The 14,333-nt window shown below is 68.5% G+C and carries 19 protein-coding genes, 1 tRNA gene and 1 pseudogene; 2 read left to right on the forward strand and 19 right to left on the reverse strand.

What is annotated here, in order from left to right; genetic code table 11:
* On the forward strand, positions 1-201 hold the full coding sequence (locus QQJ79_RS00665) for a DUF2842 domain-containing protein (protein WP_284220024.1): 201 nt from the start codon (positions 1-3) through the stop codon (positions 199-201).
* 64 nt (positions 202-265) lie between these two features.
* Here QQJ79_RS00665 and QQJ79_RS00670 read toward each other — a convergent pair.
* The 7 genes from QQJ79_RS00670 to QQJ79_RS00700 form a co-directional block, all read right to left on the reverse strand.
* A tRNA-Pro gene (locus tag QQJ79_RS00670) sits at positions 266-342 on the reverse strand.
* A 54-nt stretch (positions 343-396) separates the two neighbouring features.
* Positions 397-822 carry a MerR family transcriptional regulator gene (locus tag QQJ79_RS00675; protein WP_284220029.1) on the reverse strand — a complete coding sequence of 142 codons (426 nt, stop codon included), beginning with the start codon at positions 820-822 and terminating at the stop codon, positions 397-399.
* A 5-nt stretch (positions 823-827) separates the two neighbouring features.
* Positions 828-1,136, reverse strand: a complete 309-nt coding sequence (locus tag QQJ79_RS00680) for an integration host factor subunit alpha (protein WP_284220031.1) — start codon at positions 1,134-1,136, stop codon at positions 828-830.
* 76 nt (positions 1,137-1,212) lie between these two features.
* Positions 1,213-2,190, reverse strand: a complete 978-nt coding sequence (locus QQJ79_RS00685; protein ID WP_284220032.1) for a beta-ketoacyl-ACP synthase III — start codon at positions 2,188-2,190, stop codon at positions 1,213-1,215.
* On the reverse strand, positions 2,187-3,269 hold the full coding sequence (gene plsX / locus QQJ79_RS00690) for a phosphate acyltransferase PlsX (RefSeq protein ID WP_284220034.1): 1,083 nt from the start codon (positions 3,267-3,269) through the stop codon (positions 2,187-2,189). Before plsX ends, QQJ79_RS00685 begins: the two co-directional genes overlap by 4 nt.
* Before the next feature lie 93 nt (positions 3,270-3,362).
* Positions 3,363-3,875, reverse strand: coding sequence for a YceD family protein (locus tag QQJ79_RS00695; protein ID WP_284220040.1), 513 nt, complete (start codon positions 3,873-3,875; stop codon positions 3,363-3,365).
* Positions 3,872-4,405 (reverse strand): ubiquinol-cytochrome C chaperone family protein, encoded by a 534-nt coding sequence (locus QQJ79_RS00700; RefSeq protein ID WP_284220042.1) that lies wholly within the window; start codon positions 4,403-4,405, stop codon positions 3,872-3,874. Before QQJ79_RS00700 ends, QQJ79_RS00695 begins: the two co-directional genes overlap by 4 nt.
* Before the next feature lie 83 nt (positions 4,406-4,488).
* Between QQJ79_RS00700 and QQJ79_RS00705 the strand changes: the two genes are divergently transcribed.
* Positions 4,489-4,965 carry an outer membrane protein assembly factor BamE gene (locus tag QQJ79_RS00705; RefSeq protein WP_284220044.1) on the forward strand — a complete coding sequence of 159 codons (477 nt, stop codon included), beginning with the start codon at positions 4,489-4,491 and terminating at the stop codon, positions 4,963-4,965.
* 110 nt (positions 4,966-5,075) lie between these two features.
* Here the strand turns inward: QQJ79_RS00705 and QQJ79_RS00710 are convergent, their stop codons facing one another.
* The 12 genes and pseudogenes from QQJ79_RS00710 to QQJ79_RS00760 all read right to left on the reverse strand — a co-directional run.
* The gene (locus QQJ79_RS00710; RefSeq protein ID WP_284220046.1) at positions 5,076-7,223 is read right to left on the reverse strand and encodes a sodium-translocating pyrophosphatase; all 2,148 of its coding nucleotides are present in this window, start codon (positions 7,221-7,223) and stop codon (positions 5,076-5,078) included.
* 172 nt (positions 7,224-7,395) lie between these two features.
* Entirely contained in the window at positions 7,396-7,812 is a 417-nt protein-coding gene (locus QQJ79_RS00715; protein ID WP_284220048.1) for a hypothetical protein, read from the reverse strand.
* 37 nt (positions 7,813-7,849) lie between these two features.
* Positions 7,850-8,839 carry a thiamine-phosphate kinase gene (gene thiL, locus QQJ79_RS00720; RefSeq protein WP_284220049.1) on the reverse strand — a complete coding sequence of 330 codons (990 nt, stop codon included), beginning with the start codon at positions 8,837-8,839 and terminating at the stop codon, positions 7,850-7,852.
* A gap of 8 nt (positions 8,840-8,847) precedes the next feature.
* A complete protein-coding gene (gene nusB, locus QQJ79_RS00725) occupies positions 8,848-9,378 on the reverse strand; it encodes a transcription antitermination factor NusB (protein ID WP_284220051.1) in 531 nt (176 codons plus the stop codon).
* Positions 9,375-9,818 carry a 6,7-dimethyl-8-ribityllumazine synthase gene (gene ribH / locus QQJ79_RS00730; protein WP_431307554.1) on the reverse strand — a complete coding sequence of 148 codons (444 nt, stop codon included), beginning with the start codon at positions 9,816-9,818 and terminating at the stop codon, positions 9,375-9,377. Before ribH ends, nusB begins: the two co-directional genes overlap by 4 nt.
* A 14-nt stretch (positions 9,819-9,832) precedes the next feature.
* Complete coding sequence (gene ribB / locus QQJ79_RS00735; protein ID WP_284220053.1) at positions 9,833-10,948, reverse strand: 3,4-dihydroxy-2-butanone-4-phosphate synthase; 1,116 nt, start codon at positions 10,946-10,948, stop codon at positions 9,833-9,835.
* 35 nt (positions 10,949-10,983) lie between these two features.
* Positions 10,984-11,574, reverse strand: coding sequence for a riboflavin synthase (locus tag QQJ79_RS00740; protein ID WP_284220055.1), 591 nt, complete (start codon positions 11,572-11,574; stop codon positions 10,984-10,986).
* Positions 11,574-12,200: a RibD family protein gene (locus QQJ79_RS00745; protein ID WP_284220061.1), complete on the reverse strand. Its 627-nt coding sequence runs from the start codon at positions 12,198-12,200 to the stop codon at positions 11,574-11,576. Before QQJ79_RS00745 ends, QQJ79_RS00740 begins: the two co-directional genes overlap by 1 nt.
* On the reverse strand, positions 12,200-12,670 hold the full coding sequence (nrdR, locus tag QQJ79_RS00750; RefSeq protein ID WP_284220063.1) for a transcriptional regulator NrdR: 471 nt from the start codon (positions 12,668-12,670) through the stop codon (positions 12,200-12,202). The genes QQJ79_RS00745 and nrdR overlap by 1 nt, the downstream gene beginning before the upstream one ends.
* 7 nt (positions 12,671-12,677) lie before the next feature.
* Positions 12,678-13,961, reverse strand: a complete 1,284-nt coding sequence (gene glyA / locus QQJ79_RS00755; RefSeq protein WP_431307555.1) for a serine hydroxymethyltransferase — start codon at positions 13,959-13,961, stop codon at positions 12,678-12,680.
* A 67-nt stretch (positions 13,962-14,028) separates the two neighbouring features.
* A complete protein-coding gene (locus tag QQJ79_RS16040; protein ID WP_431307556.1) occupies positions 14,029-14,250 on the reverse strand; it encodes a DUF6898 family protein in 222 nt (73 codons plus the stop codon).
* Positions 14,201-14,333, reverse strand: a pseudogene (locus QQJ79_RS00760) (5-aminolevulinate synthase); the annotation flags it as partial. The gene QQJ79_RS16040 and the pseudogene QQJ79_RS00760, both read right to left, overlap by 50 nt.

Consider the following 14,333-nt stretch of genomic DNA (forward strand, 5'->3'; position numbering starts at 1 on the left):
ATGGGTTCGCGGACCCGGCGTTTCGTCGCCATGATCGGCGTGCTGATTTTCCTGGCGTTCTGGATCTGGGGCGCCATCGCCCTGCGCGGCCTGCTCCCGCCGGGACAGTTGATCGACCTCGCCGTCTTCGCCGTCGCCGGCGTCGGCTGGGGCGTGCCGCTCTATCCGCTGTTCAAATGGGCCGAGGGCCGGGAGAAGTAGGCCGGAATTGCAAAGGGGCCGCCCGAAAGCGACCCCTTCAACCAACCGTCTTCATTGCGGAAGATGGTCGGAGCGACAGGATTCGAACCTGCGACCCCTTGACCCCCAGTCAAGTGCGCTACCAGGCTGCGCCACGCTCCGAGAGGCGCTCCCTATAGACGGGGTTCGCGGCGCCGCAAACCGAAAAAGTCGGTCTCAGCCGCTTCTCGACAGCACGGCTTCCAGACGCGCCCGCGCGCCTTCCAGCTCGGCCAGCACCTGACGCAGGCGGATCGAGGACTGGCCCGTGGCGGCCGGCGCGGAAACGGTCGCCGGCGCGGCGCCGTCGGGCTCGAACGTCACGGCGCCCTCGGGGTCGCCATAGTGCGCCAGACGCTTGAGTCCCTGCTCCTTGTGCAGGCGCTGGACGCCCTTGATGGTCAGGCCTTCCTCATGCAGCAGCCGTTTGACGGCCTTGAGCAGCACCACGTCCTGCGGCCGGTAGAAGCGCCGCCCGCCGGCCCGTTTCAGCGGCGTCAGGAAGGTGAATTTCGTCTCCCAGAAGCGCAGGACATGCTGGGGGGCGCCGACCTCGGTCGCCGCTTCTGAAATGGTCCTGAAGGCGTTGGGGCTCTTGGCCACGGGCGTCAGGCGCTCACGACAGCGTCGTGAACCCGGCCCTTCATGATCTGCGAGGCGCGGAAGCTGATGACTCGCCGCGGATGGATCGCCGCGGGCTGGCCGGTCTTGGGATTGCGGCCCATGCGCGCGCGCTTCTCGCGCACCTGGAAGACGCCGAAGCCCGAGAGCTTCACCGTTTCGCCGCGCTCCAGCGATTCGATGATCAGCTCGAGCGTGCGCTCCACCATGGCCGAGCACTCCTGTCGGGACAGGCCCACGTCCTCGTGCACCGCTTCACAGAGATCCGCGCGCGTCAGCGTCTGGTGTTCGGCCAAAGGTCCGCTCCCCTCCAAAGGTCGGTCGTCGGACATAAAAGGCCAAGCGTCGTCAAATGGAAAGCCGGAAATCGCCCTACAGACGAAACGCGCAGGCGCCCCAGGTCAGACCGCCGCCCATGGCCTCCAGCAGAACCAGATCGCCGCGCTTGATCCGACCGTCCTGAATCGCGGAATCGAGGGCCAGGGGGATGGAGGCGGCCGAGGTGTTGGCGTGGATGGCCACGGTCGAGATCACCTTGTCCTCGTCCAGGCCCAGCCGGTCGCCGACGCCCTTGATGATGCGCTGGTTGGCCTGGTGCGGCACGAACCAGTCGACATCGGCGACCTCGATGCCGGAGGCGGCGCAGGCGGCGGTGATGGCTTCGGCGATATTGACCACGGCGTGGCGGAACACCTGGTTTCCGGCCATGCGCAGGTGGCCGACGGTCCCGGTCGTGGCGGGTCCGCCATCAACGTACAACAAATCAGTCTTGGTGCCGTCGCAGCGCAGGGCGAAGCCCAGCAGGCCCTGATCGGCCTTGGTCCCCTGCCCCTCGCGCGGCTCGACCACGACGCAGCCGGCCCCGTCGCCGAAAAGGACGCAGGTCGAGCGGTCGGTCCAGTCCATCAGCCGGGTCATTTCCTCAGCCCCGATGACGAGGGCGCATTTCGCCTGTCCCCGCGCGACAAAGCCATCGGCGATGCTGAGCGCATAGACGAAGCCCGAGCACACCGCCTGAACGTCGAAGGCGATGCAGGTGGGGGCGCCCAGCTTGCGCTGCACGATCGAGGCGACCGAGGGGAAGGTCATGTCGGGCGTGGTGGTGGCGACGATGATCAGATCGACATCGGCCGCGCTCCGGCCGGCGTCGGCCAGGGCCCGTCTGGCGGCTTCCGTGGCCAGGTCGCTGGTCGGCTGGTCGTCGCGCGCGCGGTGGCGCTGCTTGATGCCGGTCCGTTCCTGGATCCACGAGTCCGAGGTGTCGACGATCATGGCGAGGTCGGCGTTGGTGACGACCTGTTCCGGCAGGAAGGAACCGACGCCGGTCACGGCGCTGCGGACGACGCTCACTGAATGCTCTCCCCGACGGGTTCTTCCGCCGAACTGACAATGGGGTCCTCAAGCAGGGTCGTCAGCCGCTGCAGGTTCGCCCCGACTTTTTCCATATAGTCGCTGCGGGCCAGTTCGACAGCCACCCGGATGGCGGCGCCGAAGCCGGCCGACGTCGCCCCGCCGTGGCTTTTCACCACAATCCCGTTCAGCCCCAGCAGAGGCCCGCCGTTGTTGGCGTTGGGGTCAATCTTCTGACTCATGCGCCTGAGCGCCGGCATGGCCAGCAACGCGCCCAGCTTCGACGTCACGCTGGAGGTCAGGGCTTCCTTCATCAGGCCGGCGATGAATTTGGCCACCCCCTCGGCCGTTTTCAGCGCGATATTGCCGGTGAAGCCATCGGTCACGACCACGTCCACCGTGCCCTTGGCGATGTCCGTGCCCTCGACGAAACCGAAATAGTCCAGTCCGAAGCCGCCCTCACGCAACAGACGCGCCGCTTCGCGCACCTCCTCGTGGCCCTTCATGTCCTCGGAGCCGACATTGAGAATGCCGATGGTCGGCCGGGCGACCCCGTGGACGGCGGTCATGAACGCCTCGCCCATGATGGCGAACTCGACCAGCTGGGCCGCGTCGCTCTCGATATTGGCGCCGACATCGAGCACGGCCGTAACGCCCTTGGGCGTCGGCCAGCTGGCCACGATGGCCGGCCGCTCAAGACCGGGGGCCGACATCCGCAGCAGCAGTTTGGAGATGGCCATCAGGGCGCCGGTGTTGCCCGCCGAGACGACAGCCCCCGCCTCGCCCGACTTGACCGCCTCGATGGCGTTCCAGAGGCTGGAGCCCTTGCCGCGGCGCATCGCCTGGGCGGGCTTTTCGTCCATGGCCACCACCTTGTCGGTGTGGCGTACGATGCAGACGTCGTCGGTCAGGCCGCATTTGGCCATTTCGGCCCGGATCGCGGTCTCGTCGCCGTGAAGGATGAAGCGCACGCCCTCGCCGCCGTGACGTTTGCGGTAGTCGCGCACGCCGGGCGCCACGACGGACGGACCGTGGTCCCCGCCCATGGCGTCGAGCGAAATCAGGATCGGGGATGACAAGCCGTTTCGACTCCGTCGCGCCGTCAGTCCGGCGCTTGTCAGTTTGGCGACGATAGCGCCGCATCGGGGGGATGCAACCGCGCCGCCCCTGCGTCAACCTTCGTCGGAGGGCCGCAGCTGCTTCAACACCGCGAACGGCGAGATTTCAGCGGGTTCCGGCGGCTGGACGAACTCGGCGCCGGGCTTGCGCGGGAACGGATCCAGCCGCAGCGCCAGCTGCTCCACGGCGTACTGGCCCAGATCGATCTGGCCGTTCTCGATCAGGTCGGGCGATTCGTCGTCCATGGTGATGACAATCTCGTCGGACTCCTCGTCCACCGCCTCGGCGAGGGTCAGCACGAACGGGGCGTCGATCTCGAGCGGCAGAGGCTCCAGGGTGATGCCGCAGATCTGGGCCAGTTTCGCCCGCACCCGGCCCGACAGCCGCCAGCCGGAGTCGGTCGGAGTCAGCTCCATCTCGGCGGTGAACGTATCCAGCGAGGCCAGATCCAGCGCCTTGGCGATCCGCGCCCGGGCCGCTGCGTCCGGCTCCAGCGTCCGCTTCACGCCGCCGGCGATCTGATGCAGGCGGACAGGCTCGCTATAGGGAAGGTCGGGAAGGGTCATACGGCGGTCTCCGCCCATTCCGGGGCGCCGGTTACGGCTTCGAAGGTCTGCGCCGCCAGACGGGCGCGGCTAGCGAGGGCATAGGCGGCCAGAGCGGCGCCCGTCGCGGCGTCCTCGCTCTCATAGACATTGCGGGCCAGGCTCGCGGCCAGCGCCGCCGCGTCGCCGTCGCGCAACGCGGGCTCCCAGGCCGTCATCCTGCCGTACAGGGACTCGCCCAGCTTGCGCATCTTCTTGCCGACCGAGACATCGCCCACGCCGAGTTCGCGCAGGGCGTGGTCCAGGGCGGAGACATAGGTGTTGAACAGGTCCTGCCCGGCCTCCGCGCCGCGCTCGCCCTCGTCGCGCAACCGCATGACCAGCAACAGCACATGAAGCGTATAGAGCTCGAACCGGGCGTCGATGCGGTCGGCCACGCCGAACCGGGTATAGAAGGCCGGATCGCGCGCCTGGCGCACCGCCGCTTCATACAGCGGCTGGCCCAGACGCTCGCGGGGACGGGTTCGGAACAGATTCTGAAGCATGATCATACGGCCCCTTTTCCGCCGCGCCGTTGAACTAAGGCTCGGGTCCGGTTAGGTCAAAGACCTTGTTGAAGTCGCAGGCGCCGCAAATGCTCCGTACGAACCTCCTGATCGCCGCTCTTTCGGCCGTCGCCCTGACCAGCGCCTGCGCCCCGGTCGTGGGCCAGAACGGCTTCCAGGCGATCGACGCCAAGCCGACGGACATCGTCGCAGGTACGGATACGAAGCAGACCGTTCTTTCCCGCCTCGGCACGCCGTCCACGACCTCGACCTTCGAGCGCGACAATGTCTGGTACTACATCAGCCAGGTGACCGAGAAATACACCTACAACCGGCCGCAGGTGACCCAGCGCTCGGTGACGGAAATCACCTTCAATGACGCGGGTCTGGTGTCCGAAGTCCGCACCCTCGGCCTCGACGACGGCCAGCGGGTGGCCATGAACGACCGCGAAACCCCCACGCGCGGGCGTCAGCTGACGATCCTCGAGCAGCTGCTCGGCAACGTCGGCCGTGGTCAGCTCCCGCGCACGGACGAAGACCAGCCGGGCCAGCAACGCCGCGAATAGGTCCCTCCCCGACGTCACCATGAAGAAGGCCCCGGAGATCGCTCTCCGGGGCCTCTTTCGTGGGCGACCGCCGCGTCCCGATCAGAACGCGGCGGCTTGTTTCGGCTGGATCAGAACACCTTGCCGCTGGCCAGGACTGCGAGCAGCAGCAGGGCCACGATGTTGGTGATCTTGATCATCGGGTTCACCGCCGGACCGGAGGTGTCCTTGTAGGGATCGCCGACCGTGTCGCCGGTCACCGCGGCCTTGTGCGCCTCGGAGCCCTTGCCGTGGACGACGCCGTTCTTGTCGGTGAAGCCCTCTTCAATGACCTTCTTGGCGTTGTCCCAGGCGCCGCCGCCCGAGGTCATCGAGATGGCGACGAACAGGCCGGTGACGATGACGCCCATCAGCATGGCGCCGAGGGCGGCGAAGGCCGTGGCCTTGTCCGAGATCGACAGCACCGCGACGAACAGGATGATCGGCGACAGCACCGGCAGCAGGGACGGCACGATCATCTCCTTGATCGCCGCCTTGGTCAGGATGTCGACGGCCCGGCCGTACTCGGGCTTGACCTCATAGGTCATGATGCCCGGGTTCTCGCGGAACTGACGACGCACCTCGGCCACGACCGACTCGGCCGCGCGGCCCACCGCCATCATCGACATGCCGCCGAACAGGAAGGGCAGCAGCCCCCCGAACAGCAGACCGACGACGACGTAGGGATTGGTCAGGCCGAAATCGATCTCGGCCATGCCGGCGAAGAAGGGATAGAGGTCCGGATTGGCGGCGAAATAGTCCAGGTCGGACGTGTAGGCCGCGAACAGCACCAGGGCGCCGAGGCCGGCCGAACCGATGGCATAGCCCTTGGTGACGGCCTTGGTGGTGTTGCCGACCGCATCGAGCGCGTCGGTCGAGTGACGGACTTCCGAGGGAAGACCGGCCATCTCGGCGATGCCGCCGGCGTTGTCGGTGACCGGACCGAAGGCGTCCAGCGCCACGATCATCCCCGCCACGCCCAGCATGGTCGTGGTGGCGATGGCGATGCCGAACAGGCCCGCCAGTTGATAGGAGGCGACGATGCCGACGATGATGGTCAGGGCCGGCAGGGCGGTCGACTCGAGCGAGACGGCCAGACCCTGGATGACATTGGTGCCGTGGCCCGAAACCGAGGCGTTGGCGACCGAGCGCACCGGTCGGAAGTTCGAGCCGGTATAGTATTCGGTGATCACCACGATGGCGGCGGTGACCGCCAGGCCGACCAGGCCCGAGTAGAACAGGCTCATTGGCTCGATGACGAGGCCGGTGTTGGTGGTGACCGGGCCGGTGACGAGGGTGGTGATGATCCACCACACCGCTCCCACCGACAGCACGCCGGTGACGATCAGGCCCTGGTACAGGGCGCCCATGATGTTCTGGCTCTTGCCCAGACGGACGAAGAAGGAGCCGATGATCGAGGTGACGACGCAGATGCCGCAGATGGCCAGCGGCAGCAGCATCATGGTGTCGACGTAGGGCTGGTCGCGGAAGAAGATCGCCGCCAGCACCATGGTGGCCACCGTGGTCACCGCATAGGTCTCGAACAGGTCGGCGGCCATGCCGGCGCAGTCGCCGACATTGTCGCCCACGTTGTCGGCGATGGTCGCGGCGTTGCGGGGATCATCCTCGGGGATGCCGGCCTCGACCTTGCCCACCATGTCGCCGCCGACGTCGGCGCCCTTGGTGAAGATGCCGCCGCCCAGACGGGCGAAGATGGAGATCAGCGAGGCGCCGAAGCCGAGGGCCACCAGACCGTCGATGACTTCACGGCTGGTGGACTCGAAGCCCATGCCGGCCGTCAGGATGGCGTAGTAGCCGGCCACGCCCAGAAGCGCGCCGCCCGCCACGAACATGCCCGTGATGGCGCCCGAGCGGAAGGCCAGGTCCAGACCCTTGCCGAGGCTCTCCGACGCGGCCTGCGCCGTGCGGACGTTGGCCCGGACCGAGATCAGCATGCCGGCGAAACCGGCCAGGCCCGACAGGACCGCGCCGATGACGAAGCCGATGGCGGCCCATTCGCCGATCAGGAAATAGGCGGCGACGAGGATGACCACCCCGACCATGGCGATGGTGGTGTACTGCCGCCGCAGATAGGCCGAAGCGCCCTCCTGGATCGCCGCGGCGATCTCGCGCATCTTGTCGTTGCCGGTACTGGCCTTCATCAGCGAGGCGGTCTGGATCAGTCCATAGAGGACCCCCAGCGCGCCTGCGGCGATGACCAGCCACAGATAGTTGCTCATGACGTTTCCAAGTCCTGTGATCTTCAGACGCCCGGTCCCTTGGCGCGGTGGGCGTTCGCCGCCTCTTTCCGCCTTCCGGTCCCCCCGTGCGCACCGGACGCATGTTGCGTCCTTGGGGAATTGCGGCGGAAACGTGCCAAATACCGGCAGGCGACGCAACAGGCGATGTTGATCAGCCGGTCTGGACGCCGGTCCGGCGGCGCGGAGCCTGACTGACGATCTCGACCCGGGTGACCGAGCCGCGTCCCGCGATGGTCGTCGCCGACCGTATCAGGCTGGCGGACAGGGCGACCGGATCGATTCGGGTCCAGTCATCCGCCACCACGAAGGGGGTCCGGTGACCGGCCCGGACCAGGGCGTCGCGCAGATAGGCCTCCTTGGCCCGCATCGTCTCCGGCGTCGCCGAACCGCCGAGATGCAGACGGAGCGAGACAAAGACGTAGTTGCGCAGTCGCCCGCCGGAGATGATCGGCAGGCCCACGCCGGGCATGCTCAGGCTCTGGCCGGCGGCGGGCGCGTCCTCGGCCAGCGCCGCCGGAGCGACAGCAGACAGGACGGCGGTGGCGGCGAGGAGGTCACGACGGCGCATGGCGTGACCGTGACGCGGACGCCTTGAGAAATCGTTGTCAGCGGTGGGTGAATCCCGGGCGAACGAATGTGACCGGCTGGCCGCCGAAGCGGGCGACGACGCCCTGCCCCGCCGTCACGCGGCCGATCCGGGTCAGCCGCAGGTGGCGGCGGTCCGCCTCGCGCCGCAGGGCGGCCTCGTCGCGCGCGGAGGCGGTGAAGGCGATCTCATAGTCGTCGCCGCCGGTGACCAGCTTCTCCAGCGCGGCCTGCTCGTCGACCCGGCCGTCGAACCAGGCCTGACCGGCGGCCGACAGGGGCACGGTCTCCAGGTCGATCTCGACGCGGGCGCCGCTGGCTTCGGCCAGATGTTCCAGGTCGGCGATGAGGCCGTCCGAGACATCGATGGCCGCGCTGGCCAGGTCGCGGATCGGCAGGGCGAAATCGACGCGCGGCGTCGGCGTCCGATAGTGGTCCGACAGGGCGCCGATCCGCTCGGCCTCCAGCGAGAGGCGCCCCTGCACGCCCTCCAGACCCAGCCAGCCGTCGCCGATCGCGCCGGTGACGAAGACCAGATCCCCGGGTCTGGCGCCCCCGCGTCCGACCGTGCGCCCCTTGGGGATCCAGCCCAGCAGGGTCATCGAGAAGCTCGCCGGACCCGGCGTATTGACGGTATCCCCCCCGAGCAGGGCGACGCCGAACGCCTTCTGGTCGGCGCGCAGCCCGTCGGCGAACGTCATCCGCTCGGGCCAGCCGCAGCGCGGCGACCAGTGGCAGGCCAGCAGATAGCCGAACGGCTCGGCGCCCTTGGCCGCCAGATCGGACAGGTTCACCCGCATCAGCTTGCGCGCCACCGTGTCGAGCGGATCGGTCGGCAGGAAATGAACGCCCTCGACGATGGCGTCCTTGGTCAGAACCAGATCATGGCCTTGCCGCGACGGCACCACGGCGACGTCATCCGCCAGCCCCCGGCCCCATTCCAGATGGGCCAGCGGCGCGAACAGCCGCCGGATGGTCTCGAACTCGCCGGCGACATCGACCGCGGGCATGGGCTCACCTAGGCCTTGGGACGGACGTCCCGGGCGACGCCGTCCAGGGCTGCGTTGACGAATTTGGCTTCGGCGTCGTCGAAGAAGGCCTTGGCCAGTTCGACATACTCATCGATGACGATTTCACGCGGCACATCCTGACAGTCGCGCAGCTCCCAGGCCCCCGCGCGCAGCAGGGCCCGCAGGGTGGAATCGAGCCGCTCCAGCCGCCAGTTCGATGCCAGCCGCGCCTTCACCGCCGCGTCGATGTCGCGCTGGCTCCCGACCACGCCGCGCACGATCCCGGCGAACCAGTCCTCGTCAGCCTCGGCCAGCGGTTCGCCTTCCATGTCGGAATCAAAGCGGTGGTTCGAGAACTCGGCGATGACCGTGTCCACGCCCTCGCCGGCCAGCTCCATCTGGTACAGGGCCTGAACCGCCGCGAGGCGCGCGACCGTGCGGGCGCGCCGCTGGCGGCTGGTCAGCTGCGGCTCGGCGCGCTGTTTTTCGGCCTCGGCGAGTTGCTCGAGCACGGATTGAAGGCTGGCGGGTTCGGTCACGCGCCCAGTCCTAGCCGCAGCCGCTTGCGCAAGGCAATGAGATCCAGACAGGCGCGGGCCGCGCCGCCGCCCTTGTCGCCCTCGCTGATCCGGGCCCGGGCCCAGGCCTGGTCCTCGTCCTCGGTGGTCAGGATGCCGTTGCCGATGATCAGGCCCTTCAGGCCGAGACTGCTCAGGGCCGCCGCGGACTGATCCGAGACGATCTCGAAATGGTAGGTCTCGCCGCGGATGACACAGCCCAGGGCGACATAGCCGTCGTAGCGCGGCGCGGTCGGAAACCGGCCGGCCTCCTCGGCCAGGGTGATGGCGGTCGGCACCTCCAGGGCCCCCGGCACCGAGACGACGTCGAAATCCGCGCCCCGCACGCGCAGGGCGTCCTTCGCCCCTTCCAGCAGGGCGTCGGCCAGATCATCATAGAAGCGCGCCTCGACGATGAGCACGCGGGGGGGATCGCTCAGGATTGGTCTTCTCCGTCCATGTCGCGCCAGCCGACGATGCGCAGGCCGTAGCCCTCAAGCGCGGCGGGGTTGGGGCGGGTCGAGCTCATCACGATCATGTCGCGCACGCCGAGGTCCAGCAGGATCTGGGCCCCGACGCCGTAGTTGCGGATCGACCGGTCGACGGCCGCGGGCTTCTCGATCCCGGCGAGCCGCTCGGCGAGGCCATGCAGGTCCGGATCGCGCAGGAAGACGGTGACGCCGGCGCCGTCGTGCCCGCTGATCGCCTTCAGGGCCTGGGGCACATAGTTCTGGCGCGCCTCGACATGGCCGAGAATGTCGGCGGCGAAATCAACCTGGTGCATGCGGACGAGGGTCGGCTTGCCCGGCTCGATCTTGCCCTTGACCAGGGCGATGTGTTCGGCGCCCTCGATGGTGTTCCGGTACAGCATCAGGCGGAACGGCCCGCCGTGGACGCTGTCGAACGGCGTGTCCATGACCCGCTCGACATAGCGTTCGGTGCGCCGGCGATAGGCGATCAGGTCGGCGATGGTGCCGATCTTCAGCCCGTGCAGTTGGGCGAAGGCGACCAGATCGGGCATTCGCGCCATCGAGCCGTCGTCGTTCATGATCTCGCAGATCACCCCGGCGGGCGTCAGCCCGGCCATGCGCGAAATGTCGACCGCCGCCTCGGTGTGGCCGGTCCGGACCAGCACGCCGCCGTCGCGGGCGACGAGCGGGAAGACATGGCCGGGCGAGACGATGTCGTCGGCGCCCCGGGTCGGATCCGCCGCCACCTGCACGGTGCGGGCGCGGTCGGCGGCCGAAATGCCGGTGGTCACGCCCTCGCGCGCCTCGATCGAGACGGTGAAGGCCGTGCCCATGCTCTCGCGGTTCTCGGCCGCCATCGGCGGCAGGCGCAGCTGCCGGGCGCGGTCGGCGGTGATGGCCAGGCAGATCAGGCCGCGCGCGTGCCGGGCCATGAAATTGATCTGGTCCGGCGTCGCGAACTGGGCCGGAATGATGATGTCGCCCTCGTTCTCCCGATCCTCGGCGTCGACGAGGATGTAGGGCTTGCCGTTGCGGGCGTCCTCGAGGATGTCCTCGATGGGGCTGATCGGGCTGTCGTTCATGTTCGCGGCCGCAGGCCTTTGGGAAGATGGGGGCATCACGCCGTCTCCTGCCACCGCGCGAGGTATCGCGCCAGCATGTCGATCTCGAGATTGACCGCATCGCCCGGCTTCAGCCCGCCCAGGGTCGTGGCTTCCCAGGTGTGGGGGATGATGTTCAGGCCGAAGGTCCGGCCGTCGACGGCGTTGACCGTCAGCGACACGCCGTCGACCGTGATCGATCCCTTGGCGGCGATATAGCGGTGCAGCGGCCCCGGCGCCTCGATCTCGATACGGTGCGAGCCGCCCTCGGGCGTGACCGAGACGACCCGGCCGAGCCCGTCGACATGGCCCGAGACGACATGGCCGCCCATCTCGTCGCCCAGTTTCGCGGCGCGCTCCAGATTGACCGGATCGCCCTCGCGCCAGCCGCCCAGCGTCGTCTTCGACAGGGTCTCGCCCGAAACCTCCACCGCGAACCACCCGGGACCCTTTTCGGTCACGGTCAGGCAGCAGCCCGCATGGCTGATCGAGGCGCCGAGGTCGATGCCGGCCGTATCCCAGGCGGTCTCGATCTCATAGCGCCGGTCGCGCGCGGTCTGCCTGACCGAACGGACGCGGCCGATGTCTGTGACGATCCCGGTGAACATCAGAGCCTCTCGTATCGCTCCCACAGGTCGTCACCGCAGGGCTCTGCCGCAAGGCGCCGGAACCGCGGGGCGTCGGAAAGCCGCGACAGGGCGAGGGCCGCGACGCAGGGCCGCCCCTCCCCGCCGAGCAGGATGGGCGCGCGGAACCACTCCAGTCGATCGACCAGACCGGCGCGCAGGAAGCTGGCGGCCACCTGCCCGCCGCCCTCGATCAGCACCGAGGTCACGCCCCGGCGCTTCAGGGCCGACAGGCCGGCGGCGACGGACGGACGACCGTCCTCGGCCTCGACCCGCTCGACCACGGCGGTTCCGACCGGGGCCGGCTCGGCGACGGTCAGGATCAGGCTGTCCCCGTGCGCGACCTTCGACGTCGCCGGGGTGCGCAGCCGGCTGTCCAGCACCACCCGCAGCGGCTGATCCACAGGGCGGCCCGGCAGCCGGGCGGTCAGTTCGGGATCATCCGCCAGCACCGTCTCCACGCCGACGAGGATGGCGTCATGGGCGGCCCGCAGCCGGTGGCCTTCCAGCCGCGCAGACTCGCCGGTGATCCACCGGCTTTCGCCGGACGCCGTGGCGATGCGGCCGTCCAGGGATGTCGCCAGCTTCAGGGTGACCTGCGGTCGCATCAGCTCCGGCCGGACTCGTCGTCCAGACCCTCGTCGCCGAGGAACCGGGCGAAGTCGCCGGTGTGGCGGAAGTCCTTGTAGACCGAGGCGTAGCGGACGTAGGCGACCTCATCGACCGACTTCAGCGCCTTCATGATGAAGTCGCCGACCGTCGAGGACGGGATTTCGGTCTCGCCCAGGCTCTCCAGCTGCCGCGTGATGCGGCTGACCAGTTGTTCGATCTGTTCGGCCTGCACCGGCCGTTTGCGCAGGGCCACGTTGAGCGACCGCTCCAGCTTGTCCCGGTCGAAGGGCGCGCGGCGGCCGTTGCGCTTCAGGATCATGAGCTCGCGCAGCTGCACCCGCTCGAAGGTGGTGAACCGCCCGCTGCACTGCGGGCAGGACCGGCGGCGACGGATGGCGGCGCCGTCATCCGACGGGCGGCTGTCCTTCACCTGGGTGTCCTGGTGTCCGCAGAAGGGGCATTTCATCAGAGGTTTATCCGTAAATCGGGAAGCGGCGCGTGAGTTCGCGCACCTCGCCCGCCACGCGTTGCGACACGCCGGCGTCGGCCTCGTCCGCGCCTTTCATCGAGTCCACCACATCGGCGATCCAGTGGCCGACCTGCTGGAACTCAGTGACGCCGAAGCCGCGCGTGGTGCCGGCGGGGGTGCCCAGACGGACGCCCGAGGTCACGGTGAAGGGCGCGGTGTCGAAGGGCACGCCGTTCTTGTTGCAGGTCATCAGGGCGTGTTCGAGCGCCGCCTCGGTGGCCTTGCCGGTCACGCCCTTGGGCCGCAGGTCGACCAGCATCAGGTGACTGTCGGTGCCGCCCGAGACGATGGCCGCGCCGCGCTCGACCAGCACGGCGGCCAGCGCCTGCGCATTGAGCACAACCTGCTTCGCATACAGCTTGAACTCGGGCTTCAGCGCCTCGCCGAAAGCCACGGCCTTGGCGGCGATGACGTGCTCCAGCGGCCCGCCCTGCAGGCCGGGGAAGACGGCCGAATTGATCTTCTTGCCCAGTTCGATGTCGTTCGACAGCACCATGCCGCCGCGCGGGCCGCGCAGGGTCTTGTGCGTCGTCGTGGTGACGACATGGGCGTGGGGCAGCGGGTCGGGATAGACGCCGCCGGCGATCAGACCCGCATAGTGGGCCATGTCGACCATCAGGTAGGCGCCGACCGAGTCGGCGATCTCGCGGAAGCGTTTGAAGTCGATATGCCGGCTGTAGGCGCTGGCGCCGGCGAGGATCAGCTTCGGCCTTTCCTTCTCGGCCATTTCGGCGACGTGATCATAGTCGATCAGGCAGTCGCTCTCGCGCACCTTGTAGGTCACGGGCCGGAACCATTTGCCGGACTGGTTGGCGGGAGAACCGTGGGTCAGGTGGCCGCCGGCCGCCAGATCCATGCCCAGGAAGGTGTCGCCGGGAGTGAGCAGGGCCTGGAACACCGCCTGGTTGGCCTGGGCGCCCGAGTGCGGCTGGACGTTGGCGAAGGCGCAGCCGAACAGCTGTTTGGCGCGCTCGCGGGCGAGGTTTTCGGTGACGTCGACGTATTCGCAGCCGCCATAGTAGCGGCGGCCGGGATAGCCCTCGGCGTATTTGTTGGTCAGGACCGAGCCCTGGGCTTCCAGCACCGCCTTCGAGACGATGTTCTCCGAGGCGATCAGCTCGATCTGTTCCTTCTGACGCGCCAGTTCGCCCTGGATGCCGCCGAAGATGTCGGGATCGGCCTCCGCGAGGGATTTGGAGAAATAGGCGTCGTGGGTGAAGGCGGTCACGTGAGGTCCCCGAAAACAGCGGCGCACCATTTAGGCCTGACCGCCGGGGACCACAACATCTTGTGGGTCAGCGGGCGGCGAGCGCCCGTCTGAGCTTGGCCAGCGCGATCCGTTCGAGACCGTTCCGTTCCGTCGCCGGTCCGATGGCCGAGGCCTCCACCCCGGTGGCGACGTGCACCGCCGAGCATTTCAGATAGACCCCGTTGCGGGTCAGCTCGACGATGACCTCGCCGATATCCTCAGGCGACGGCAGGGAGGCGCGCCACGTTGCAGTGTGTCCACAGCCGATCCATCGCCTTGACGAGGTCGTCCATCATGGCGTCGGTGTGGTTGGGCGACGGGGTGAAGCGCAGCCGCTCGGTGCCCTTGGGC

It is taken from the genome of Brevundimonas denitrificans (assembly GCF_030160755.1).
In the GTDB taxonomy this organism is placed as follows: domain Bacteria; phylum Pseudomonadota; class Alphaproteobacteria; order Caulobacterales; family Caulobacteraceae; genus Brevundimonas; species Brevundimonas denitrificans.